The sequence below is a fragment of the Micromonospora salmantinae genome (assembly GCF_022230905.1).
In the GTDB taxonomy this organism is placed as follows: Bacteria; Actinomycetota; Actinomycetes; order Mycobacteriales; family Micromonosporaceae; genus Micromonospora; species Micromonospora salmantinae.
The window spans coordinates 123,308-147,271 of sequence record NZ_JAKKFG010000001.1; the positions used below are offsets into that span (position 1 = coordinate 123,308).

The 23,964-nt window shown below is 71.2% G+C and carries 19 protein-coding genes and 1 pseudogene; 9 read left to right on the top strand and 11 right to left on the bottom strand.

The window, feature by feature from the left end:
• Positions 1-108: 108 nt before the first annotated feature.
• Positions 109-1,662 (bottom strand): hypothetical protein, encoded by a 1,554-nt coding sequence (locus tag PSH03_RS00565; protein WP_238687930.1) that lies wholly within the window; start codon positions 1,660-1,662, stop codon positions 109-111.
• Positions 1,663-2,058: 396 nt separating this feature from the next.
• Between PSH03_RS00565 and dnaB the strand changes: the two genes are divergently transcribed.
• Positions 2,059-3,462 carry a replicative DNA helicase gene (gene dnaB, locus PSH03_RS00570; protein ID WP_210782054.1) on the top strand — a complete coding sequence of 468 codons (1,404 nt, stop codon included), beginning with the start codon at positions 2,059-2,061 and terminating at the stop codon, positions 3,460-3,462.
• A 23-nt stretch (positions 3,463-3,485) separates the two neighbouring features.
• Here the strand turns inward: dnaB and PSH03_RS00575 are convergent, their stop codons facing one another.
• The 5 genes from PSH03_RS00575 to PSH03_RS00595 form a co-directional block, all read right to left on the bottom strand.
• Positions 3,486-4,163 carry a maleylpyruvate isomerase N-terminal domain-containing protein gene (locus tag PSH03_RS00575; protein ID WP_238687931.1) on the bottom strand — a complete coding sequence of 226 codons (678 nt, stop codon included), beginning with the start codon at positions 4,161-4,163 and terminating at the stop codon, positions 3,486-3,488.
• A 105-nt stretch (positions 4,164-4,268) separates the two neighbouring features.
• Positions 4,269-4,652, bottom strand: a complete 384-nt coding sequence (locus tag PSH03_RS00580; protein WP_210782052.1) for a TFIIB-type zinc ribbon-containing protein — start codon at positions 4,650-4,652, stop codon at positions 4,269-4,271.
• Positions 4,653-4,674: 22 nt separating this feature from the next.
• Entirely contained in the window at positions 4,675-5,307 is a 633-nt protein-coding gene (locus PSH03_RS00585) for a phosphoribosyltransferase (protein WP_238687932.1), read from the bottom strand.
• A gap of 41 nt (positions 5,308-5,348) precedes the next feature.
• On the bottom strand, positions 5,349-6,713 hold the full coding sequence (locus PSH03_RS00590; RefSeq protein WP_238687933.1) for a glycosyltransferase 87 family protein: 1,365 nt from the start codon (positions 6,711-6,713) through the stop codon (positions 5,349-5,351).
• A gap of 50 nt (positions 6,714-6,763) precedes the next feature.
• Positions 6,764-9,286 carry a putative bifunctional diguanylate cyclase/phosphodiesterase gene (locus tag PSH03_RS00595; protein ID WP_210782046.1) on the bottom strand — a complete coding sequence of 841 codons (2,523 nt, stop codon included), beginning with the start codon at positions 9,284-9,286 and terminating at the stop codon, positions 6,764-6,766.
• A gap of 737 nt (positions 9,287-10,023) precedes the next feature.
• Here PSH03_RS00595 and PSH03_RS00600 point away from each other — a divergent pair.
• From PSH03_RS00600 to PSH03_RS00620, 5 genes are all read left to right on the top strand, one after another.
• Positions 10,024-13,128 (top strand): AfsR/SARP family transcriptional regulator, encoded by a 3,105-nt coding sequence (locus tag PSH03_RS00600; RefSeq protein ID WP_210782044.1) that lies wholly within the window; start codon positions 10,024-10,026, stop codon positions 13,126-13,128.
• 262 nt (positions 13,129-13,390) lie between these two features.
• Complete coding sequence (gene moaC, locus PSH03_RS00605) at positions 13,391-13,882, top strand: cyclic pyranopterin monophosphate synthase MoaC (RefSeq protein WP_210782042.1); 492 nt, start codon at positions 13,391-13,393, stop codon at positions 13,880-13,882.
• Entirely contained in the window at positions 13,879-14,349 is a 471-nt protein-coding gene (locus tag PSH03_RS00610; protein WP_238687934.1) for a MogA/MoaB family molybdenum cofactor biosynthesis protein, read from the top strand. The genes moaC and PSH03_RS00610 overlap by 4 nt, the downstream gene beginning before the upstream one ends.
• 77 nt (positions 14,350-14,426) lie before the next feature.
• Positions 14,427-15,683, top strand: coding sequence for a molybdopterin molybdotransferase MoeA (locus PSH03_RS00615; RefSeq protein WP_238687935.1), 1,257 nt, complete (start codon positions 14,427-14,429; stop codon positions 15,681-15,683).
• The gene (locus tag PSH03_RS00620; protein ID WP_210782036.1) at positions 15,680-16,108 is read left to right on the top strand and encodes a molybdenum cofactor biosynthesis protein MoaE; all 429 of its coding nucleotides are present in this window, start codon (positions 15,680-15,682) and stop codon (positions 16,106-16,108) included. Before PSH03_RS00615 ends, PSH03_RS00620 begins: the two co-directional genes overlap by 4 nt.
• Positions 16,109-16,112: 4 nt before the next feature.
• Here the strand turns inward: PSH03_RS00620 and PSH03_RS00625 are convergent, their stop codons facing one another.
• Together PSH03_RS00625 and PSH03_RS00630 are read right to left on the bottom strand one after the other, a co-directional pair.
• Complete coding sequence (locus tag PSH03_RS00625; protein WP_210782034.1) at positions 16,113-17,579, bottom strand: glycosyltransferase 87 family protein; 1,467 nt, start codon at positions 17,577-17,579, stop codon at positions 16,113-16,115.
• 215 nt (positions 17,580-17,794) lie between these two features.
• A complete protein-coding gene (locus tag PSH03_RS00630) occupies positions 17,795-18,340 on the bottom strand; it encodes a DoxX family protein (RefSeq protein WP_112583895.1) in 546 nt (181 codons plus the stop codon).
• 133 nt (positions 18,341-18,473) lie between these two features.
• On the opposite strand from PSH03_RS00630, the gene PSH03_RS00635 reads away from it, so the two are divergent.
• Complete coding sequence (locus tag PSH03_RS00635) at positions 18,474-19,022, top strand: GNAT family N-acetyltransferase (protein ID WP_238687936.1); 549 nt, start codon at positions 18,474-18,476, stop codon at positions 19,020-19,022.
• A 25-nt stretch (positions 19,023-19,047) separates the two neighbouring features.
• Here PSH03_RS00635 and PSH03_RS00640 read toward each other — a convergent pair whose 3' ends face one another.
• The 3 genes and pseudogenes from PSH03_RS00640 to PSH03_RS00650 form a co-directional block, all read right to left on the bottom strand.
• Positions 19,048-20,289, bottom strand: a complete 1,242-nt coding sequence (locus PSH03_RS00640) for an ATP-binding protein (RefSeq protein WP_210782030.1) — start codon at positions 20,287-20,289, stop codon at positions 19,048-19,050.
• Positions 20,290-20,446: 157 nt separating this feature from the next.
• Positions 20,447-20,896, bottom strand: a complete 450-nt coding sequence (locus PSH03_RS32720) for an LppU/SCO3897 family protein (RefSeq protein WP_210782186.1) — start codon at positions 20,894-20,896, stop codon at positions 20,447-20,449.
• Positions 20,897-21,336: 440 nt separating this feature from the next.
• Positions 21,337-21,819: pseudogene (locus PSH03_RS00650) on the bottom strand (LppU/SCO3897 family protein); the annotation flags it as partial.
• 402 nt (positions 21,820-22,221) lie between these two features.
• Between PSH03_RS00650 and PSH03_RS00655 the strand changes: the two are divergent.
• On the top strand, positions 22,222-23,226 hold the full coding sequence (locus PSH03_RS00655) for an EamA family transporter (RefSeq protein ID WP_238687937.1): 1,005 nt from the start codon (positions 22,222-22,224) through the stop codon (positions 23,224-23,226).
• 10 nt (positions 23,227-23,236) lie between these two features.
• Positions 23,237-23,890, top strand: coding sequence for a prepilin peptidase (locus PSH03_RS00660; RefSeq protein ID WP_210787246.1), 654 nt, complete (start codon positions 23,237-23,239; stop codon positions 23,888-23,890).
• Positions 23,891-23,964 lie beyond the last annotated feature (74 nt).

The window sequence follows — 23,964 nt, forward strand, 5'->3', positions numbered from 1 at the left end:
CCAAGATGGTCGCCGCCGGCATGCCCCGTCGCCCAGCGGGCCCCGACCTGCCTCCCCGCCCAGCGCGCGCCCCGACCCGACGCCCGTCCGAGCCGGCCCGCCGACGGGTCACCCGATGGGCTGGCCCGTCACCGCGCTGATCAGCACCGTGGAGAGGCCGCCGCCCACCACCGCGGCGGCAACCGCGATGGTCGCCGAGCGCCACGTCGTACCCACCCGCCGCAGCAGCGCCGCCACCACCAAGCTGCTCACCAGCGCCAGACCGAAGCGCGGCGAACCGGCCAGCAGTGACTCCAGTGCCCGGGACCGGGCGGACTCACACCCGCCCCCGCTGATGTCGGTCACACAACCAGCCGGCGCCTGGCTGTCCAACGTCAACAGCCAAACGAAGATCAGCATCGCCGGCACCAGGTAACAGGCCGCCGTGTACAGCAGAGGCCGGACGGACCCACCCGGATCCGGGTCCAGCAGGTCGTCCTCCAGACGCCGCGCCCAGGCGCCAGTGGCCGCCGACTCGACCCGCCGACGCACCGACGCCGTTCCCACCGCCGGCCGGTCCGCCCGACGCCGGGGCGTACCCGGACGCGCCGCACCCGTACGTTGCGCGGGCGCGCTGCGCGGCCGTGGGGCGGTGTATCCCACCACCGGAGACCGGGGCGCCGACGTCGTCGGATCCATCCAACGCGGGTCGTCATCGGCCAACCTGGTGCCGGACCAGAACCCGTCTTCCCGGCTCGGCCACCCCTCGGCCGCCACCGAGCGATCGGAGCGCGGCGCCAGCGTACGGTCCCACTGGTCGTCCTCGATCGCGGACCGCTCCCACTGGCCGGTGCGGTCCGACCGTTCCCAGCCACCGACGCTCTCCACCGCCGACCACTGCCCGCTCAGGTCCCCGCCGTCCGCGCCGGCCACCGGCGGCCACGCGTGCACGCCCGAGGCGTCCCACGGGTCCACGGCAGGCGGGTACGACGGTTCGGGCTCCGCCGCCCGGTCCGATCCACGGGCCCACGGGTCGGCCGCCGGGCGGGACCAGGACTCCTCCGCCGCACGGCGGCTACGCCGGCTCGGACGGCTCGGCTCCTGGTCCGGCACCTGCTCGCTCGGGGTGGACTCCGGCTCACCGCCCGACCAGATCACCTGTGGACGGCCGGCGGGCGCGCGGCGGGGACGCCGGTCCGAGACGGTGCCGGAGACCGGCTCGTCCTCCCCGGCGTCGGCCCGTCGGCGGCCGGCGTACCCCTGGTCCTGCGGCCGGTCGAGCGTCCACTCCCGGGTGTGGTCCGAGTCTGGCGCCGGGCCGATCGCTGCCTGCTCCCGTCGACGCGGCTCGCTGCCCCGCCGCCGACCACTCGACGACTCGGCGGACCGTCGGCCTGCCCCGGAGATCGGCCGCTCGGGCTCGTCCTCATCGTCGTCCGGTGCCGCGTGGCGACCACCGCCGTCCGCGTGCCGGACCCCTGACTCCAGCGCCCACCGGGGCAGGTAGGCGTCGACAGGCTCGTCCTGGCCGCGGTCCAATGCGCGCCGCCGGCTGGAGGTGCGGTAGCGCCCGTCCTCGTCGTACGGATCAACCGGAACAGACGCCGCGCGCTCACCCCACGAGGCGGTTGGCTGGCGCTCGCGCGGGCTGCCATCGCCGCGTCCCCAGTCCCGGTAATTCACGGCCGGAGTGTGACCCTTCTGAACCGAAAGCGGAATCCGCTGTCCAGGTGTAGCCGTTCGCTGGAGATAGTACGGGACGATCGTGTCACAGGCCCGACCGAAATATTCTCCTCCACAGGCTGGGGAGCATGTTCTCCCAGGTCAACGACTTATGGCCGAGAATTCCCCAATGGTTATCCACAGGCTGTGCACACGCTGCGCACATGCTGTCCACCGGGATCCACAGGTTGTCCCGAGGCTCGTCCACCGGCGTTGTTGAGTCTCTGACCTCGGGGTCCGTATGGTTGGCCCTCGACCGCCGGCGATGGCCCCCGATCGACCGGCCCGGTCGGAGGAGAAGTGTCATACCCCAGCGGTAGAGCTGGGGTTGGATCCGGCGCAGTGGAGGGGGGACCCGTGTCGGTAACCGACGACATGCGGGCAGAGCCACGCTCGGGCGGAGGCCAGTCACCCGCACAGCGGGATGGCCAGTTCGACAAGACCCCGCCCCAGGACGTCGCGGCCGAGCAGTGCGTCCTCGGCGGCATGCTGCTCTCCAAGGACGCCATCGCCGACGTCGTCGAGATCCTCAAGACCAACGACTTCTACCGGCCGGTGCACGCCACCATCTTCGACATCATCCTCGACATCTACGGCCGGGGTGAGCCGGCCGACTCCATCACTGTCGCGGCGGCGCTCGCCGACTCCGGGGATCTGGTACGCATCGGTGGCGCGCCGTACCTGCACACACTCATCGCCAGCGTGCCCACCGCCGCCAACGCGGCGTACTACGCCCGCATCGTCAGCGAGCGGGCGGTGCTACGCCGACTGGTCGAGGCCGGCACGAAGATCGTGCAACTGGGCTACGGCACCGCCAGCGGCGGCAGCCGCGACGTGGACGACGTCGTCGACCTCGCCCAGCAGGCGGTCTACGACGTCACCGAACGGCGGGTCAGCGAGGACTTCGCGATCCTGGCCGACATGTTGCAGCCGACGCTGGACGAGATCGAGGCGGTGGGCGCGACCGGCGGCATGATGACCGGCGTTCCGACCGGCTTCAGCGACCTGGACCGACTGCTCAACGGCCTGCACGCCGGACAGTTGATCATCGTGGCCGGAAGGCCGGGTTTGGGCAAATCGACCGCAAGTATGGACTTTGCCCGAAATGCTGCTATTCGCGCCAACCAGGCGGCTGCCATCTTCTCGCTGGAAATGAGCAAGGTCGAGATCGTCATGCGGCTGCTCTCCGCTGAGGCGCGGGTGCCGCTGCACGTGCTGCGCAGCGGTCAGCTCTCCGACGACGACTGGACCAAGCTGGCCCGGTGCATGGGTGAGATCAGCGAGGCGCCGCTCTTCGTCGACGACACGCCGAGCATGAACCTGATGGAGATCCGGGCCAAGGCTCGGCGGCTCAAGCAGCGGCACGACCTCAAGATGATCGTGGTCGACTATCTCCAGCTGATGACCTCACCGAAGCGCACCGAGAGTCGCCAGCAGGAGGTCGCCGACCTGTCCCGTGGCCTCAAGCTGTTGGCCAAGGAGGTCGAGTGCCCGGTGATCGCGGTCAGTCAGCTGAACCGTGGCCCCGAGCAGCGCACCGACAAGCGACCCCAATTGTCCGACTTGCGTGAGTCTGGCTCAATTGAGCAAGATGCTGACGTTGTCATCCTTCTGCACCGCGACGACTACTACGACAAGGAGTCGCCGCGAGCCGGGGAGGCGGATTTTATTGTTGCCAAACATCGAAATGGACCCACCGACACCGTGACCGTCGCGGCCCAGCTGCACCTGTCCCGCTTCGTCGACATGGCCATCGGCTGACCGGCGCGGCGACCCGTCGTCGGTCAGCCGAGCAGTGGGAACCAGCCCGCCGACTCACCCAGTTCCAGTCGATCCCGGTCGGTCAGCGGAACGCGCCCGGTGGCCTTCAGCAGGAAGTCGTGGTCGTCCCACGCGCCGGGTCGAACGGTGTCGTCACTGAGCAGGCCGTCCATGGTCGCTACGGCGACGCGTACCGCCAGTGGGCCGGGCGGCGGCGCGTCGGGCAGTTCCAGCGTCAGGTCGAGGTGGTGGACGGCGGCCTCGGTGGTCAGGGTGGCGAGGAAATCGGGTACGCGCAGCACGTGTCCCTGGGTGGTCACGTACCCCTCGGGGTCGGCTGACGTGGCGGCGCGGACCGCCGCCGGCGCGGTGTCCCGCCAGAGCGCGACGATGCCGGTCGGGCGGTCGAAGGCGGCGGCCGATCGGCGGACCCACCAGGCTTGTCGGGTGGCGTTCTCATCATCGCCGGGGAAGTCACGCCAGTAGCTCACGTCGTCGACGTCGGCGGGGCCGTCGACGGGGCTGGCCAGGGTGACGAGTGCCCGCTGGGCGTCGCCGAGCACGTGCAGGAGCAGGTCGGCGATGAGCCAGCCCCGGCAGCGGGTGGCTCGTTGCAGGCCGGCATCGTCCAGGCGACCGACCACCGCGGTGATCCCGTCGTACGCCTGGGTCAGCGCCTCGTCCGGTCGGATCGCGGTCATGCGATTCAGCCTCGCATGAAGCATCGCCCCCGCCAACGATCAATGGCCCGGGTGGTGTGCCCGGGCCGACGCGTGGATCGACCCGGGCGGAACGTCGGCTCCGGCTCAGCCGAACATGTCGTCGAGGAAGCCCTTGCGCTTCTTCTGCCGGTAGTGGCCGTGGTAGCCGTGGTGCTGTTGCTGCTGGTGGCCGTACGCCGGCTGCGGCGGGTAGCCGTGGGCGGGCGGGGGCGGCGGCGGGACGGCGCCGTAACCGGGCTGGTGCGCCGGGGGCGGCGGGGGCGGGTAGCCGGCCGGCTGCTGCGCGGGCTGCCCTGGCGCGCCGCCGGCCTGTTGGCGGCTCCAGTTGGCCTCCGCCTCGAACAGCTTCTCCAGCTCGCCGCGGTCCAGGAAGATGCCTCGGCACTCCCCGCACTGGTCGATGACGACGCCGCTGCGCTCGTACTGGCGCATTTCTCCGTGACACTTGGGACAGGTGAGGCTACTCATCGCCCGACGGTACCCGGTATTTCTATGCAGTTGCTGTGAGCGCCTCGGTGACTTCTTCGTCGGACACCTCGTGGAAATCGTCGTAGTAGACGCTGACCGCGCCGAAATCCGCCGGGCGTTGCGCGCAGATGACCTGGTCGGCCTCGGCGGCGAGCAGTTCGTACGCCTCCTGCGCGCCGACCGGGACCGCGACGACGACGCGGTGTGCCCCGAGTTGGCGGACGACTTCGACGGCGACGCGGGCGGTTGCGCCGGTGGCGAGGCCGTCGTCGACGATCACGGCCGTCCGCCCGGTGAGGTCCAACTGTGGGCGGTCGCCCCGGTAGAGCCGTTCCCGGCGCTCCAGTTCGGCCTGCTCCCGGCGGCGCACCTCGGCGATGTCGTCGCTGCTGAGTCGGCTGGCCACCGCGTCGTTGAGCACCTGCACACCGCCCGGCCCGAGTGCGCCGAAGGCGACCTCCCGGGCCCACGGCATGCCGAGCTTGCGGACGACCAGCACGTCCAGTGGTGCGCCGAGGCGTTCGGCGACGACCCGGGCGACCGGCACGCCGCCACGGACGAGGCCCAGGACGACGACGTCCGGTTCGCCGATGAGTGCGGTGAGCCGTTCGGAGAGCACCCGGCCGGCGTCGGCCCGGTCGAGGTACGTGGTCATGCCTTCAGGTCTACGCCCTGGCGCGCCGTTTCGCTCGGAAGTTACGCCGAAGTGGTCCGACCGGTTCGCTCATCGGCAATCGCGGCGGTCGGTGTGTCGCTTGGTCGGCGTAGGGCGGGAGCCCAGGTCAGCAGGGCCAGCGGGTACAGCAGGTAGCCGAAGCGGGTCGAGGGCATCAGGGCGATGGCGGCGAGCAGCCCGTACCCGCAGATGAGCGCGGTGGCGACGGCGGTGCGGGGCGGGCGGCGGGCGAGCCGGACGGCGATGGCCACTCCGGCGGCGACCAGCAGCCCGGCGGCGATCAGCCGGCCGGCGGGTAGCGCGCTGGCGATCAGATAGCCGGGGAACGGGGACTGTGCTGGGCTGGTGACCAGCCCGTGGCCGAGGGGGAAGCGCAGCACGTTCTCGGTGAGCGCGTCGCGGTCCACCAGCAGCGCCGGCAGTAGTGCGGCGATGGGCAGTCCGATCGCGCCGACGGCGACTCGGGTGCCGGCGCGTCGGGTCAGGCCCCAGACGATCAGGACCAGGGCTACCGGCCAGGCGAACAGCTTCAGCGCGCCGGCGAGTCCGACCGCGAGGCCGGCCCGGCCGGGTCGGTCGGCGGCGGCGAACGCGAGGGCAAGCAGGCAGAGCGCGAGTACGGGTAGGTCGTCGCCGCCGGTGGCAAGGGTGAGGGCACAGATCGGCAGTACGGTGGCGGCCTGCACGCCGCGCAGCAGGGCGGCGTCCCGTCGGTGGGTCGCGGCGGTGGTGGCCTGGCCGGCGGTGGCCTCGCCCGTGGTGGCCGGTGCTCCGCGCAGGGCGGCCACGGCCAGGGCGAGCGCCAGGGCGGTGCCCACCGCGAACCAGACCCGGGAGTCGGTCCACCAGGTGTCGAGCAGCGCCCTGGGCAGGCCGAACATCGCCATGCCGGGCTGGTACGGGGTGTAGCCCATCAGTTGCTCGCCCGGTGGCAGGGCGGCGATGGCGTCGGGTCCGAGGTAGGGCGTGCCGTGTTCCAGGAGGCGGCTGCCGGCCTGCTCCACGACCAGCACCTCCTCCTGGGCCCGGTCGGTGCGCCCACCGGCCCGGTCGATGCTCTGCCAAGCCAGCGGCAGCAGCGTGGTGGTGGCCCAGGCGAGACCGGTGACCGCCCAGCGGGCTGGCAGACCGGTCAGCCGGGAGGTTGGAGAGCGTCGACGCAGCAGAAGTTGGGCGATCACCGTCAGCGTTGCGAGCAGGTAGCCGACGGCGGCGACCGCTCCCCAGGCGCGGTGCGGCAGCAGGGTGGACGTGACCGCGGTGATCGCGGCGAAGGTTGCCGACACCGCGTAGAGGCCCAGGTCGAGGGCGAGTCCGCCGGCGGCGTTGTCGAGCGTGCGCCAGTGCCAGCGACTGCGGTGGGCGGTCGGGTCGTCGACGATCACGCGCGACAGTCTGGCAGACCGGACTGCCCGGGCAGCGGGGCGATGCCTGCTCAGGCGGGCAGGTGTGGCAGGCGGTCGGGCCTGGAGCGGCCGGCCTGGCGGCGGTTCTGGCTTAACCGGATCACCGCCCCGGTGTCGTGCAGCGGCGCGGCGAGGGCGCCCGGTCGGCCGCCCGAGCCGCGCTGCATCGCCGCGAGCAGGGTGCCGGACGGCATCGGCCGGGCGAACAGATGGCCCTGGCCGGCGACGCAGCCCAACTCCCAGAGGGCACGCCGCTGCGGCTCGCTCTCCACGCCCTCGGCCACCACGTCCAGGTCCAGGCTGCGGCCCAGGTCGAGGGTGGAGCGGATGACGGCGGCGGCCTCCGCCGAACTCTCCATCGTCGTCACGAAGCTCCGGTCGATCTTCAGCTCGTGAACCGGGATACGGGAGAGCAGCGAGAGGGAGGAGTAGCCGGTGCCGAAGTCGTCCAACGCCAACCGGACTCCCTCGTCGCGTAGCCGGCTGAGCACCCGGTCGACCACGTCGAGTTGGCTGAGGGTCAGCGTCTCGGTCAACTCCAGGACCAGCCGGTCGGGTGGTAGGTCGTGGGCTCTGAGGCGGGCCAGCACCGAGCCGGGGAACCGCGCGTCGAGCAGGCTGCGCGGGGACACGTTGACAGCGACCGGTATGTCGAAGCCGGCGTCGCGCCAACTCACCGCCGCGATCAGCGCCTGGTCGAGGATCGCTTCGGCGAAGGCCGGTAGCAGGCCGGACCGTTCCACCGCCTCCAGGAACCGCAGCGGGTCGATCAGGCCGTGGGTGGGGTGGTGCCAGCGGGCCAGCGCCTCAGCGCTGGTCACCTCACCGGTGCCGAGGTCGACGATCGGTTGGAAGTTGACGACGAACTCGTGGTCGGCGACCGCGCGCGGCAGGTCACCGCCCAGGGTGAGGCGACCGAGGTCGGCGGTGTCGCGGGTCGGGGCGTACGTGGCGATCCGCTGCCCGGCCCGCTTCGCCTGGTACATGGCCACGTCGGCGCGGCGCAGCAACTCGGCCATGCCGCCGTTGGACGGGGCGCCGGAGATCCCGCCGCTGGCTTCGACGCTGATTCGCATGCCGTCCAACTCGAACGGCTCGTGCAGGGTGGCGAGCAGCGTCTCGGCCCGGTGCGCGGCGACCGCCGGGGCCGGCAGACCGCGCATGAGTACGGCGAACTCGTCGCCGCCGAGGCGGGCCACCAGGTCGCTCGGCTGGGCCGCACCCCGCAACCGGTCGGCCACCTGCACCAGCACCTGGTCGCCGGCGGCATGCCCGAGCGTGTCGTTGACTTCCTTGAAATGGTTGAGGTCGATCAGCACCAGCGCGGTCACCCCGTCGGCATGGCGGGTGCTCAACTGTTCGGTGCCCTCGTCGAGGAGGTGCCGGCGGTTGGCCAGGCCGGTCAGCGCGTCGTGTGAGGCCGCGTACGCGTGCTCGTCGGCGACCCGGGCCAGTTCGGCGTACGCCTGGGCGTTGCGGACGGCGGTGCAGAGCGCGGAGGCGAAGGTGCGCAGGGTGTACTGCTCCCGCTCGGAGAGCTGCACCGGGCCGCGGAAGCGCAGTCGAAGCATGCCGACGTCGACCGTCCGGTCGTGGCCTTCCAGCGGCGCGGGGACGATAGTGCCGTCCACGTCGGTGGGCGTGCCGGTCGGGCCGTCGAAGGTGATACCGCCGGTGCCGCCGCGTACGGTGCGGCCGCCGTCGCGCAGCTCGATCTCGACCTCGTCGGCGGAGAACAACTCGGCGGCCTGGGTGACGGCTGTGGTGAGGACGTTGTCCAGGTCGACCACGTTGAGCGCGTCGGTGGTGCGGGCCAGCCGCTGCCACGCCTGCTGCTCGGTGCGGCCTCGGATGCGCGCGGAGTAGGCGAGGTGCAGGCTCAGGACCAGGGGTGGGACGGCGAGCAGGAGCCGGGGGTCCATCTGGAGGGTAAGCAGGGTCAGGGCCGCCACCACGAACCGGACCGCGTAGCCGGCCAGGCGAAGATCCAGGTTGCTGCGGAACTGGGTCGAGATCTTGGTGCCGGAGGCGAGCGCGATAACGGGGATCGCCAGCACCTCGTCGAGGAAGGCAGCGAGGAGGTACCCGACCGACAGGATCCCCACCAGCTGCGGGGCCTGCATGGCAGGCCAGGTCCAACCGAGCAGTGCGAAGGCGATGCCTGCCCCGGCCGCGACGAGGATGTTCTTGCCAACGCCGAAGGCCAGCTTGATCGGTGGTAGACGGGCCGAGGCGATGGTGATCCCGATGCAGGTGCAGAGCACCACCCATGGAATGGGGGCAATGGCGGCCGCGATGACGATCGCCGCCTCGCTCCAACTGATCAGGTGCACCGTGGACCGGACACGTACGCGCGTCTTGACGAACGCACCCAACGCGATCATGGCGGTGAGCGTTACCAGGGTTGCTCCGTCGGGTGTCGGAGCATCGGCCGCGGGGAAGGTCAGTCTCAGGGAGGCGAGCGCAACGATCGTGGCAGCAACGACGAGGAGACCGACGATCAGCCGTAGCCGTCGATCGGTCCCGTCATCGCGTCGTTGTGAAGAGGCCACGCAACTCCTGGATTACCTCGCCTGTCGTTCTCGCAACCATATCGCCGAGCGATGCAGAAGTCCTGCACCGATGTCAGCCCCACTCGTTTCCGCGCATTTCACCCACCCTCTCCTTCGTGTGGATGTCGGTCTTCGTTGGCGCCGACTCTCTACGAATGGAGCTTAAATGGGTTTGGCCCTAGTTAGGGATGATAAATGTCGTTATCCTCAACATTAGTTAATCCTGTCCGCATAAGTGACATTCTGTTTGCGTTCCGGTGCGGAGAGCGCTGGGATGCTCGCCTGTTGCATCCGGTCCGTTGCGGAATGTCGCGAGCCGTGCCGACTGATTAGACCGCGCCCTCAGTGTGGGTGCTGCGGTGCCGCAACTCATCCGCCGATTCGGTCAACCGCTCCTCAACTTCAGCCAGGAGTCCCCCTTCGTCGACTGTGGGCGCAACCGTTCGCAGATGAACATTGATGATGGTGGCACTCCCCGGGGCCGTTCCCGGCGTCGGGGCCGAGGGGTCGGTGCCGAAACTCGCTTTCGCTCCTTCTTTCGATGCTGCGGTTGGAGTCGCGAACGCTGAGGCGGCAGATCGTTCTTGCAATGTTCGCATTGCACTCGTCGGCGCCGTCACAGCGGATGGCCGCAGGAGCGTTCGCATCGGCGGCTTGATGGGATCGGGCGTTACATCCACTGCCCGTAAGCTTCGTTCCGTGATCGGCTGAATACCCCGCTGAAGCAGGGGGGACGGGTGGAGATTCAACTTCTGGGCGGCCTCTCGGTGCAACTGCTTGCTCGCAAGCTGCACCTGGGTACGCCCAAACAGCAGGCTGTCCTCGCGATGCTCGCGGTCCAACCGGGGCAACTGGTGACCCTCAACGACCTGGTCGACGAGCTGTGGCCGGACGGCCCGCCGCGCTCCGCAGTGGCGAACGTACGGACCTACGCCGCCAATCTGCGCCGAACCTTCGAGGCTTTCCAGTCTGGTCGGGGCGTCCTCGTTAGACAGCAGAGCGGCTACCGGCTCACCCTTGGGCCGGAAGCTATTGACGTGTTTCGCTTCGAGATGGAGTGCGTAGCGGGTCGCGAAGCCCTGATAGCCGGCCACGTCGACCGCGCTCTGGAACGGTTGGGGTCCGCCGTGGCGCGCTGGCGGGGTGCGATGCTCGCCGGCATCACGCTCGGGCCTGTGCTCGGCGCGCGCGTGATGGCCGCCGAGGAGGGACGCCTGCTGGCCGTGGAACTCCTTGCCGACGCGCAGCTCAGGGCGGGACGGGGCGACCAGGCGATCCCCCTGTTGCGGGAGGTCATCGCCCGTCATCCCCTCCGGGAACCGGCGTACGTTCTCCTCGCGCGGGCGCTGCACGAGCGCGGCGACCACGCGGGTGCGCTCGTCACGTACGACGAGGTTCGGGCGAAGCTGATGGCCGAACTCGGCGTCCTCCCGGGTTCCGACCTCCAGGCTCTCCACCGCACGATCGTTTCGGCGGTGCCATCCCGGCCGCCGGCGAACCGCGCCGCATCCCGTCCGGCTGGCCAGAGCGCCCGTCGTGTTTCGAACCCAACTTCCACAGTCGATGTCCCGGTCTCCGCAAGAGCGCCTCAGCCCGACCTGGTGGATCACCTCCCCCGAGCGGTCACCGACTTCGTCGGCAGGGAGGACGTGGTGTCGCGACTGCTGGCGGAGACCAGGCGGATCGAAGAGCGGGTGCCAGCCGTGCACATCATCGACGGCATGGCGGGTAGCGGCAAGACGACCCTCGCCGTGCATCTGGCCCGCCGGCTGTCCGATCGATACCCGGACGCCGCGCTGTTTATCGACTTGTGCGGGCACGGCGAGAAGAACCGGGTGGAGCCGGCGAGTGCTCTGGCCTCGCTGCTACGACAGATGGGCGTTCCGGCTGGCCGTGTGCCGGTGGAGTTCGACGACAGGGTGGAGTTGTGGCGGCAGGAACTGGCACGTCGGCGATCAGTGATAGTGCTCGACAACGCGGCGAGCAGCGAGCAGATCATGCCCCTGCTGCCGGTCGAGCCGACCACCGTCGTGCTGGTGACCTCACGGCGGCGTCTGACCCACCCGGATGTCGGGCCCTCGCAGACGCTCCCGCTCCTCAACCCCCGGGAGAGCTTGGAACTCCTCAGCCTGAGTGTCGGTCGGGACAGGATCGAAGCCGAATCGGATGCGGCCGCCGAAGTGGTGCGCCGGTGCGGGTACCTCCCACTGGCGATCCGGCTGGCGGGTGCCAGGCTGGCGCATCGGCGCGGCTGGCGGTTGGCGGACCTTGCCGGGCAGATGGCCGGCGAGGTTCCGGTGCTGCACCATCTGGCCCAGGAAGAGAGCACCGTCACCGGGGCCTTCGCCGCTTCCTACGAGCCTCTTCCGAGTTCGACCAAGCGTGTCTTCCGATTCCTGGGCCTGTATCCCGGTAGCCGCTTCAGCACACCGGCAGTAGCAGCGCTGACCGGTCTGACGATCGCGGAAGCTCGCGCGGCGCTCGACGACCTCGTCGACAGGAACCTGGTGGAGGATCTGGACTCGACGCGATATCGACTGCACGACCTCATGCGGCAGTACTCCATCGAACTGTGTTCGCGCACCGACTCCGCGAGCGACCGAAAGGCCGGGCTGGAAAACCTGTTCGATTTCACCCTGGAGATGGCACTGAGGGTCGCCAAGACGCTGGAGTTCAACGACCTGGGATCTCGCGTCACACATCTTCCGTTCGCGCGACCCGAGTTGATCGACGCGATCGGGGAGCCCACCGCCGACTGGTTGGAGACGGAGCGGACGGACCTGGTGACGATGGTGAGGTCAGCACTTGATGAGGGCTTCCACGAGCACTCCTGGCGACTGGCCCGCGCTCTCTGGCGATTGTGTTACATCCGCGGGTACTTCGAGGACATCATCACGACCCACCGGCACGCGCTGACCGCAGCGGAGGCATCCGGGGACGTCGGCGCAATGGCATTGATGAACAACTACCTCGCTTCCGGATACGTTCGGACCGGCGACAACCGGGCAGCGCTGCACCATCTGACCCGCGCTGTCGCCCTTGCCGGAGAGTCGCGGGACGCGCTGAACGCGGCTCGATACCGCGCCAATCTCGCCGCCGTCTACTGGTGGAGCGGCAATCTGGCCGAAGCGGTGACGGTCGGTCTGGAGTGCCTGCGTGACTACAAGGGGTACGGCAACGTCAGGGTGCCGATGGTGCTGCCGAATCTCGGCATCGCACTGACGGCCCTGGGCCGTTACGAGGAGGCGCTGCGGATCCACCGCCTGCACCTGGCGTGGGCCCGAACGAACTCCGACGAGTTCCACACCCTCAACGCTCTCAGCCACATCGGCGCCGTACGCCTCCGGATGGGTGACCTTCCGCAGGCGATCCGAATTCTCCTGGCCTCCTTGGCCCTGCGCGATCGCACCGGCCACCGGTACGCCGAGGCCGAGGTGCGCAACGACCTCGGGATCGCCTATCGCGGTCTGGGTCGTCTGGTGGAGGCCCAGCAGGAGCACGAGTTGGCCCGGAAGCTGTCGATCGGTTCGGGGGAGCGACACGTCGAGGCGGCTGCGCTCAACGAACTCGGGCGCACCCTGCTGGCGCAGGGGCGAGGTGGCGAGGCGTTCGAGGTGCACCAGGAGGCGTTGCGGTTGGCCACTCGGATCGCGCACCCCCACGAGCAGGGTCGAGCGTTGGCAGGGCTCGCCGAACACTTCGCCCGCATCGACCCGGCCGAGGCCCGACGGCACTGGGAGCGGGCGTTGGCGATCTTCCGACGGATGGGCGTGCCGGAGCGCTTCGAGGCCGAGCGTCGCCTCGCCGAGTTGACTGGCGCGACGGTGGTCGCAGAGCGCTGACCAGCCTGAACGGCGCTTATCGATTTCTTATCGGCACGCCCGGTAACCTACCGGCCGTATCGACGAACGGGGGAGGTTCTGCCCCTGGGCAGAACCGGGTCGTCGACACGCGCCCGCTGCTGGGTCCCCCCAGCGACCTTGGTGGTGGGCTGGTGAGGGAGGAGCGGCGTCGGGGCAGTTGCGCCGTCAGCACCCGGTGCGGTCGCCAGCGTGACGCCGCTCCTTCCGACCGCCGTCGTACCGCACCGATAGGCTCACGACCGTGACCGAACCCGCGCAGCTCAGCCACGTCGATCGCGCCGGCGCGGCCCGCATGGTCGACGTCTCCGCCAAGGCGGTGACGGGTCGGTTGGCCGTCGCGGCCGGCCGTCTGCGGACCACACCCGAGGTCATCGACCTGCTGCATCGCGACGGGCTGCCCAAGGGTGACGCGTTGGCCGTCGGGCGGCTGGCCGGGATCATGGGGGCCAAGCGCACTCCTGACCTGATTCCGCTCTGTCACCCGATCGCCCTGCACGGCGTCACCGTCGACCTGCGGTTGACCGCCGACACCGTGGAGATCACGGCCACTGCCCGCACGGCGGACCGGACGGGGGTGGAGATGGAGGCACTGACGGCGGTTGCTGTCGCGGGTCTCGCCCTGGTCGACATGGTCAAGGCGGTCGACCCGGCGGCCTCGGTGGAGGCGGTCCGGGTGCTGCGCAAGGAGGGCGGCAAGACCGGCGAGTGGGTTCGGCCGGAGGACCGGCAGTGATCCGGGCTCGGGTGATCGTCGCTTCCAATCGGGCCGCGGCCGGTGTCTACGCCGACACCAGCGGGCCGCTGCTCGTCGCCGGCCTGCGGGAGCTGGGCTGTCAGGTCGACGACCCGGTGGTGGTGCCCGACGGTGAGCCGGTCGGCGACGCTTTGCGGGCCGCCCGCGCCGACGGTGTCGAGGTGGTGCTGACCAGCGGTGGCACCGGAGTGACCCCGACGGATCAGACCCCGGACGTGACCCGGGGCCTGCTGGATTACGAGATCCCCGGCATTGCGGAGGCTATCCGCGCGCACAGTCGTGATCGCGTGCCGACGTCGGTGCTGTCCCGGGGCCTGGCCGGGGTCGCCGGTCGGATGCTGGTGGTCAATCTGCCCGGCTCGACCGGCGGTGTCCGGGATGGCCTGGCCGTTCTCGGGCCGATCCTCGGCCACACCGTCGACCAGCTCCGCGGCGGGGACCACTGACCGCTCCGCGGTGGCGACCACTGGCCGGTGCGCGCCAGGCCCGGGCGGGTGTCGGTCCGTGCCGATAGGCTCGGTCGGTGAGCACGGAAACCGCACCCACAGCGGATCGGGTCACCGCACCCCCACCAGCCGGGTGGGAAGAAGCCCGTTCGCGGGTCTACGCGGTCGGTCTGGCCGCCGCGCTGCCCGCCGCCGCCCGACCACTTGTCGACACCGACGGGTCGACCCTGGCCGAGCCGTTGACCACCCGCACCGACCTGCCGGCGTTCCCGACCTCCAGCGTGGATGGCTGGGCGGTGCGCGGCAGCGGGCCGTGGCGCGTCGTCGGCCGGGTCCTGGCCGGCAGCACCCCCGCGCCGCTCACCGAGCACGACACCACCGTCGAGATCGCGACCGGTGCGATGGTGCCCGAGGGCGCCACCGCCGTGCTGCGGGTGGAAGAGTCGACGAGCGCTGACGGCCTGGTCACCGGCGTTCCCCGGGAGACACCCGAGTGGCGGAAGCCCGGCGAGGAGGCGTACGCCGATGAGGAACTGTTGCCGGTCGGCACGCCGGTCGACCCGGCGGTGATCGGCCTGGCCGCCGCCTGCGGGCACGACACGCTGCGGGTCCGACGGGCGCCGCGCGCCGCGCTGCTGGTCTTCGGCGACGAGTTGCTGACGGCGGGCCCGCCCGCGGCCGGTCGCATCCGCGACGCGCTGGGCCCCGCGGTCCCGGCCTGGCTGCGGCGCTACGGCTGCCAGGTCCGCCCGTCCGACGTGGTCGGCCCGGTGGCCGACACGCTGCCCGCGCACGTGGCGGCCCTACGCTCGGCGCTGGGCCACGCCGATCTGGTCTGCACCACCGGCGGCACGATGAACGGCCCGGTCGACCACCTGCACCCGACCCTGGAGGCGCTCGGCGCCGACTACGTGGTCAACACGGTGGCGGTCCGCCCGGGCTTCCCCATGCTGCTGGCCCGGCTGACCGGCCCCGACGGGCGAGCCCGGTTCGTGGCCGGGCTGCCGGGCAACCCGCAGTCCGCCATCGTCGCGCTGGTGTCGCTCGTCGCCCCGCTGCTCGCCGGCCTCCAGGGCCGGTCGATGCCGGTGCTGCCCCAGGTCACGTTGGCCGAGGCGGTGCCCGGTCGCGGTGACCACACCCACCTGGCGTTGGTCCGACTGGACCGGTCCGCCGGCGTCGCGTTCCCGGTCCGTCACGTCGGCTCGGCGATGCTGCGGGGCCTGGCCGGCGCGGACGGGTTCGCGGTCATCCGACCCGGCACCAGCGGCGAGCCGGGCGACCGGGTTCCGATCGTGCCACTGCCGTTGTTTCCCGGGGAGCGTGCGTCGTGACCGCACCAGCGATCACCTTCGGCGAGGTCACCGACCAGCCGCTCGACCTCGCCACGCACGAGGCGGCGGTCGCCGACCGCCGGGCCGGCGCCGTGGTGTCCTTCCAGGGCGTCGTCCGCGACCACGACCACGGTCGCCAGGTCACCAGCCTGGAGTACGAGGGCCACCCCAGCGCCGCACAGGTGCTGCGCGAGGTGGCCGCCGAGATCGCCGCGGAGCCCGACGTCTACGCGGTGGCGGTATCGCACCGGGTCGGCCCCCTGGTCATCGGTGACGTGGCGCTCGTCGCCGCGGTGAGCACCGCGCACCGGGCGGCGGCCTTCGCGGCCTGCGCCCGACTGGTCGACGAGGTCAAGGCGCGACTGCCGATCTGGAAGCGGCAGGTCTTCACCGACGGCACCGACGAATGGGTCAACTGCCCCTGACCGCTCAGCGGCGGCCGTTGACCACCACGGCCCGGGCGAGCCGGTCGCCGTAGAACGCCGGCTCCGCGCCTGGACGCCAGGGCAGCGCGGCGACCAGGACGATCAGCGCGAGGGCGAGCGAGTTTTCCATCAGTGCCCCGAACAGGCCGTCCTGGTAGTGCGACATCTCCGGCAGTTGGTGTTCGTACGGCCAGATCGGAGAGATCAGGAAGAGCAGGTAGAGCCCGATCGCGGCGAAGCCGTGGCGGAGCCCGGTCAGCGTCGGGTACCAGATCGGCGGGCGGAGCCCGTTGACCCCGGGTAGACCGCCGAAGGCCGGCCCCTGGCCGGTGCGCTGCGGCATCCCCCGGCTCGCCTCGCGGCGACGCACGGCGGCGTCGGCCAGCACGATGATCGCCGGGATCACCCAGACCAGGTGGTGGGTCCAGGAGATCGGGCTGATCACGTTCGCGGTGAGACCGACCAACGTGAAGGCGGTCAGCTCGTCACCGTCGGCGCGGGAACTGGCCGCCCGGGACAGGCCCAGCGCCAGGACCAGCACCGAGAAGGCGAGCCACAGCAGCCCCGGGGTCTCGATCGAGTCGTACAGCCGGGCGAGCAGTCCGGCGAGGGACTGGTTGGGCGTCATGTCCGCCGCGCCGACCCGTTCGGTCTGCCACAGCACGCTGCCGAAGTAGGTCCGCGACTCGTCACCGACGATCGCGAAGGTTCCCACCGTCACGCCGATCGTGGTGCCGATGGCGGTGGCCGCCACCCGCCACTGACGGGTGATCAGCAGGTAGGCGATGAACAGCGCCGGGGTGAGCTTGACCGCTGTGGCGAGGCCGATACCGGCCCCCGCCCAGGCCCCGCCGTAGATGAAGCGCAGCAGCGGGCCGTCGGTGGCGGCGTAGTGGGTGCCCCGGCGGGACCGCCAGCGAAGGCCGATCAGGTCAGCCATGATCAGGGCGAACAGCAGGATGTTGACCTGGCCGTAGCCGAGGGTCTCCCGAGCTGGCTCGATGGCGACCGCGAGCGGCACCGCCAGGGCCACCGTGAACCACAGTGGCCACCCGAGTCGATCCACGATGGGTCGGAGCAGCCCGGCCAGCACCAGCGCCAGGGCGGCGATGCTGGCGGCGGCGTTGACCAGGCCGGCCGCGCCGATCGGCAGCTGCGCCATCGGCAGCATGACCAGCCCGGCGAAGGGCGGATAGGTGAACCCGAGTGTGGTTTCGGGCGCGATGAACTCGTAGAGCTCGTGACCGCTCGCCCACCACACCACGGCACCGTGGTAGATCTTCATGTCGAAGAAGTTGTACGGCCGCCCGAAGGTGCCGATGGCAAGCCATGCGGCATAGGCGACGGCGGCCACTATGGCGCCCCGTACGACGTTTCTGCGATCGATCCCGCGCGTCACACGGTCGATGCCGCGTGACACACGTTGGATTGGGGCGAGGCGGTCCGCCCGTCTACCGACATCCGTCGGCATGGCGTGGCCACCCCCGTACCAAGGTCGTCCTACCCGTCCAGGTCCTGCACGGAGCCTAGAACGGCGCCTCACGTCAGTGCCTCCCGCGTTATGCGACCGTGTCCGATCCCACACATGTTTTTGACATTTCCACCGCGTTAACGCCTACCGGGTGGTTCAGGTAATTCGTGGCCTTAGCGAGGGGTGGGGGTGGGACGCAGACGGATCGACGCAGGTCAGCCGGGGAGTCGACGTGCGGTGGACGCGGAGCGGACGGCGATTCGGGCCTCGCGGCGGGCCGTTCGGACGGCGCGTTGCATGGAACGTCGAGAGTGGCCGATGCGGTGGCCCGTCCGCCACCGCAGACCCGGCTTGCCGCCGGTGTCCGCCGCGGCCAGCAGCAGACCGCCGAGGAGCCCGAGGTTCTTCAGGACGTGAATCTGATTGTTGTTCTTGGCGATCGGGTCGTCGTTGTTCCAGAAGGGATGCCCGGCGATGGTCACCGGCACCAGCGTGCCGGCCAGAACCAGCGCCGCGGGTCGACTGAACCGGCCGGTGGCCAGCATCAGACCGGCGCTGACCTGCACGGCCGCGTTGAGCCGGATCAACGTCTCGGTCTCGGTGGGGAAGCTCGGGTGTGCCTTCTTGAGCACGGGTGCGACCTTGTCGGTCACCGGTTTGGCGGCCACCGCGAGCCGACCGGGGTCGCGTAAGTTGCGATACCCGCTGACCACGAAGATGCCGCTCAGCATGGCGCGGGCGAGGGAGCGTACGGGCGTCATGGATCAGTCATACCCCGTCGCGACGTTTGCTACCCCGTCAACCGCAGGATCGGATTGGTGTTCGTACACGTACGCCACGCCGAATCGAGCGACCGTCACGGATGGACGGGCGCTGGCGGGTAACGTCGCGCGGGTGACCACGCTGCGGCTACGCCCCGAGGACCCGGCCGACGCCGGCCCGGTCCGCCGCGTACTGGCCGCCGCCTTCGCCCGCCCGGACGTGGCGACGCCACCCGAGGTCAGCCTCGTCGACGAGCTACGCGACACCACCGCCTGGTTGCCGGAGTTGGCCATGGTCGCCGAGTACGGCGGTGAGGTGGTCGGCTACGCGCTGCTCACCCGGGTGCGGCTGCGGCCGGAGCGCGGCCCGGACGTGCCCGTCCTGGCCCTCGGCCCGGTGGCGGTCGCGCCGCACCGACAGCGTGTCGGGCACGGCACGGCGGTCGTGCAGGCCGCCCTGGACGCCTCCACCGAGCTGGGCGAGCGGCTCGTCGTCGTCCTCGGTGCCCCGGTCTTCTACCGCCGGTTCGGGTTCGGCCCGGCGAGTGAACTGGGCCTGACCGGCCCGTGGGCCGGCCTCGGTGAGCCCTGGCAGGCGCTGGTGCTGCCGCCGTCCACCAGCGAGGAGGGCCGCCCGCCGCGCGGTGAGGTGCTCTTTCCGGCGCCCTGGTCGAAGGTCTGACCGGGTCGACGCGATCGGCGGGGGGTCAGGCCGGCTGTGTCCGCAGGTACCGGCCGAAGTGCGGGACGGTGAAGGCGACGGTGCCCCGCTCACCGGAGTAGATCAGCCCCTTCTTGATCAGCGCGTCCCGGGCCGGGGACAGACTGGCCGGCTTGCGGCCGAGGGCACGGGCGATCTCCGCGGTGGGCACCGCGGCGTCCATGTCGTCGCGGACCACCGCGCCGGGCTCGCCCTCGACCGCGGACATCATGGCCATCGCCCGCATGTACTCGCGTTCGGCGGGAGTGGCCCGTTCGAACCGGGAACCGAAGAACCCGACCGCCAGCTCGGCCTCCGCCTCGGGCGCGGCGACCCGCACATCGGCGGCGGTGATCGGCGAGCGTGGGGCGTGGTCCCAGGTGGCCTTGCCGTACGCCTGGACGAAGTAGGGATAGCCGCCGGACTTCTCGTAGAGCAGGTCGAGTGCCTTCGGCTCGTACTCGACCTCCTCGCGCTCGGCGGGCGCGCAGAGCGCCCGGTCGGCGGCGATCCGGTCGAGCCGGTCGATGCGTTGATAGCGGAACAACCGTTCGGAGTACGACTTGGCGGCGCTGAGCACGGCCGGCAGGTGCGGAAGGCCGGCGCCGACGACGATCAGCGGCGCGCCGAGCTGGGACAGCTCGTGGCAGGCGGCGCAGAGCGCCGACACGTCCTCCGGGCCGAGATCCTGCATCTCGTCGATGAAGATGGCGATGCCGGTGCCGACGTCACTGGCCACGGCGGCGGCGTCACTGAACAGCTCGACCAGGTCGATCTCGATGTCGCCGGAGTCGGCTCGGCCGCTGGCGGCCGGCACGTCGATGCCGGGCTGCCACCGGTCGCGCAGCTTGGTGGCGGCACCGGCCCGGCCGGTCGGGTTGGATCGCTGGGCGAACGCCTTGAGGACGCCGAGGAACGCGTCGATCCGGTCCGGTGCGCGGTGGCGGGGGGCGAGCTCCCGGACCGCCATGTGCAGTGCGGCGGCGACCGGCCTGCGCAACGACTGGTCGGGTCGAGCCTCGATCTTGCCGCTGCCCCAGAGTCGGTTGATCGCCTGCGACCGGAGCGTGTTGAGCAGGACCGTCTTGCCGACGCCACGCAGCCCGGTGAGCATCAGGCTGCGCTCGGGTCGACCCCGGGCGATGCGTTCGAGCACGATGTCGAAGACGTCCAGCTCCCGCCCCCGCCCGGCAAGTTCGGGCGGACGCTGACCGGCGCCTGGCGCGTACGGGTTGCGGACCGGATCCACGCATCGCAGATTATCGGGCCATCTAGCTGCGAGGCTAGACATGGATAGATGCGGCTACCGGCGTGTCGAGACCCGTCGACCACAAACTAGGGCTGTCTAGCGTGGACGCTAGACAGCCCTAGTTTTGGCAATCGGACCAGCGATCGGCCAGATCGGGCTAGCGCTTCTTCAGGCAGAGCACGTAGTCGAACAGGTCGACCGAGTTGTCGTGCACGTAGTTCGCGGTCGCCTGTGGCGCGAGCGTCTCGCACCGGTCGCCGTCCGTGGTCGCCGGAATTCGCAGCAGCACCTGATAGGTGTTCGGGCCGCAGGGCACCTTGCGAAGGTCCGCGTCGCTCTCACTGCCGTCGTTCACCACGCAGTCACCCCTGGCGAACTCCTCGCCCGGAGTCGGGGCGGCCGACGTCGGGGCGTCGGTGGGCAGCGCGGGTGGAACGCCCGGGGCACTCGTCGACGGGGTACGCGCCGCGTCGCTGCCAGCGTCGGCCACCTTCCAGACCGCCCATCCGGCCAGGCCGAGACACGGACAGAGCACGAGCAGCACCACCACGGTGATGATGAGGGCGACGTTGCGGCCGGTCTTCTTCGCCGGCGCGACGGGCGGCATCCCGTAGCCGCCGGGAGGCTGCTGCCCCCACGGCGCGGGTGGCTGACCCGGCATCGGCCCGGCCGGCTGACCGGGCATCGGGCCCGCCGGTGGGTACGGCCCGGCCGGTGGGAACGGGCCGGGCGGTGGGAACGGGCCGGGCGGCGGGTGCTCCGGGCCCGAGGCAGGCGGCGGCGCCCACATCGGCGTGGTCGGCGGCTCCGGATTGGTGGGCGGCGGCGCCCACATGGGTGCCGTCGGTGGCTCCGCGCCGGTCGGCGGGGGACCCCACTGCTGGCGGGTAGGGTCGTCAGCGGCCGGCGGGGTGCTCCACTGGGGCACTGTCGGGTCGACCGGTGGTGAGCTGTCCGGCTCGTTGGGCGGGCGCTGGTACGGATCGTCCGGCTGGTCGGAACCCGCAGGTCCGTAGGTCGTCATGTCATCCCCGGGGGTGGGTGGTCTCAGCGTTGCTTGAGGCAGAGGACGAAGTCGAGAGTGTCCAGCTCACTGTCGAAGAAATACCAGTTGGTGTAGCCCTCGACCTTGCCGCACTTGGCCTCGGCGTCCCGCTCGCCGCTGGTCGGGCCGTCGATCCGGCTCAGCACCTCGTACGACTTCGCGGTACAGCCGCTGATCAGCAGCTTCGGCTTGCCGCCGGCGGTGCCGTCGTTGCGGACGCACTGACCGACCTTCGCGAAGCGGGGATCGGCCGACGACTCCGGCGCGGCGGCGCTCGGCGCCGGCTCGACCGCGTCCGCGCTGGGCTCACCGGCGACGGCCGAGTTGCTCGGCGCGGCTGCCGGCGCCGGGTCGCTCTGCCCACGGCGGAACCAGAACGCCCCGGCGACGGCGACCACCAGCAGTACGACGGCCAGTACCACGATCAGCGGCCCCCGCCCGCGCCGGCTCGGCGCCGGATCCTCGCCGTACGGGTCGCCGGGCCGGTACGGCTGCCCGCCGTACGTCGGGGTCGGCGGGGCCGGCTGGTACGAGCCGCCGTAGGGCGTGCGGGGCTCGTGGCCGTAGGGCGTATCGGTCCCGCCGCCGTAGGGCGCGCCGGGCGCCGCACCGTAGGGCGGGTTGGGTGGGCCCCCGTACGGCCCAGGTCGTCCCTGCGGTGCGGGCGGGTACGACGGGCCGGCGGGCGGGTAGGGCTCCGCCGCGGGCGGGTAGGGCTGTTGCGCCGGTCGACCGGGCGTCTCGTCGGGTCTTTGCCCACGCCACGGCCCTGGGTGGCCGCTCCCCGGTTGTCCGTAGTTCGTCATGCCGCCCTCCTGCACGAGTGGTGAGAGGCCGGCCACCAAAGCGCGACGCGGGCTCCGGGGTCACCGTAGCGTGGTCCACTGATGAGCTCACCTCCACCGAGCGCCACGGCCCTCGCCGGCCGTCGTGCCAGCAGCACGCCGACAGTGATCTGGACAGCGTTGATCGTGGTCTACGTGCTCTGGGGGTCGACCTATCTGGCCATCCGGATCACCGTGGAGACGATGCCTCCGCTGCTGTCGGCCGCGCTCCGGTTCGCCGTGGCCGGCCTGGTCCTGGCGGTGGTGCTGCGACTGCGTCGAGGCCCCGGCGCGCTGCGGGTGGACCGACGGCAACTCGGCTCGGCCGCGCTGGTCGGGGTGCTTCTGCTCGCCGCCGGCAACGGCCTGGTGGTGCTCGCCGAATCGGGGCCGCCGGGAGTGGCGGTGCCGTCCGGGATCGCCGCGCTGCTGGTGGCCACGGTGCCGTTGCTGGTGGTTCTGTTGCGCTCGGCCACCGGGGATCGGCCGCCGATCTGGACGTTCGCCGGGGTCACAGTGGGCTTCGTCGGCCTCATCCTGCTGGTGCTGCCGGGCGGTGGTTCGGCAGCGGTACCGCTGGTCGGGGCGTTGACAGTGGTGGCGGCGGCCACCTCCTGGTCGGTCGGGTCGTTCCTGTCCGGACGGATCCGGATGCCCGCCGACCCGTTCGTGGCCACGGTGTACGAGATGATGGCCGGCGCGCTGGTGCTGGTGGCAGTCGCCGCCGGTCGGGGCGAACTGGCCGACTTCCACCCGGCGGCGGTGAGCACCCGGTCCTGGTTGGCGCTGGGTTACCTCATGGTGGCCGGCTCGCTGGTGGCCTTCACCGCGTACGTCTGGCTGCTGCACAACGCGCCGATCTCGCTGGTGTCGACGTACGCCTACGTGAACCCGGCGGTCGCGGTGGCGCTCGGCGCGCTGCTGGTGGCCGAGCCGATCACCCCGCAGGTGCTGCTCGGCGGTGCTGTCATCGTCGCCGGGGTCGCCCTGGTGGTGACCACCGAACGGCCGCGTCGGACGGGCACGGGCTCACGATCGGGGGACACCCCGGTGCGCGACCGCCAGTAACGTCCGGCCCATGTCGGCCACCGCGCTGGTGTCGATCGCGCTGCTCGGCGCGCTGGTCGGCCTCGTCGTACCCCTGGTGTCGCGGCGCTTCGCCACAGCGGACCCGCGGCCACTGGCGTTTCCACCGCCGCGTCCGGTCCGGCGGCCCTGGGTCGACCCGATGGTGGCGGCCAGCGTCTTTGTCGGCCTTGCCGTCGCCGTGGGTGACGACCCGGCGCTGCCGGTCATCCTCGCGGTCGCGGCGGTCGGTCTGGTGCTGGCGCGGGTCGACCTGGCCTGTCTGCGGCTGCCCGACCCGTTGGTCCTCGTCGCCGGGCTGCTGGCCCTTGGAGGGCTGACCACCGCGGCGCTGCTGGCCGGCACTCCCGGCCGGCTGCTCGGCGCGCTGGGAGGCGCGACGGTCGCGGGCGCGGCGCACGTGCTGCTGGCCCTGCTGCCCGGCTCACGGCTGGGTTTCGGGGACGTGAAACTCGCCGCCGTCCTCGGCCTGCCGCTCGGCTGGTTGGGGTGGGAAGCCCTGCTGACCGGGTTGCTCCTGCCGCACGTGCTGCACGGCGGTCTGGTGCTCGGCCTGCTCGCCGCCCGAAAGGTGCACCGGAACACCCTGCTGCCCCTCGGCCCGGCCCTGCTGGTGGGCGCCTGGCTCGCCCCCCTCCTCACCTGACGCGCCCCCGCCCCCAACTTCGTCGATCTTGCCGTTTCTGCGCCGACATAAGGTGCATCCCTCGCACAACGACG

Excerpts from the sequence above, each read along its gene's own strand:
- PSH03_RS00575 (WP_238687931.1), bottom strand. The coding sequence starts at position 4,163 with ATGACCGCGATCCGACCGGACGAGGCGCTGACCCAGGCGTACGACGGG.
- PSH03_RS00580 (WP_210782052.1), bottom strand. The coding sequence starts at position 4,652 with ATGAGTAGCCTCACCTGTCCCAAGTGTCACGGAGAAATGCGCCAGTAC.
- PSH03_RS00585 (WP_238687932.1), bottom strand. The coding sequence starts at position 5,307 with ATGACCACGTACCTCGACCGGGCCGACGCCGGCCGGGTGCTCTCCGAA.
- PSH03_RS00625 (WP_210782034.1), bottom strand. The coding sequence starts at position 17,579 with ATGCCGACGGATGTCGGTAGACGGGCGGACCGCCTCGCCCCAATCCAA.
- PSH03_RS00630 (WP_112583895.1), bottom strand. The coding sequence starts at position 18,340 with ATGACGCCCGTACGCTCCCTCGCCCGCGCCATGCTGAGCGGCATCTTC.
- PSH03_RS32720 (WP_210782186.1), bottom strand. The coding sequence starts at position 20,896 with ATGCCGCCCGTCGCGCCGGCGAAGAAGACCGGCCGCAACGTCGCCCTC.
- PSH03_RS00655 (WP_238687937.1), top strand. The coding sequence starts at position 22,222 with ATGAGCTCACCTCCACCGAGCGCCACGGCCCTCGCCGGCCGTCGTGCC.
- PSH03_RS00660 (WP_210787246.1), top strand. The coding sequence starts at position 23,237 with ATGTCGGCCACCGCGCTGGTGTCGATCGCGCTGCTCGGCGCGCTGGTC.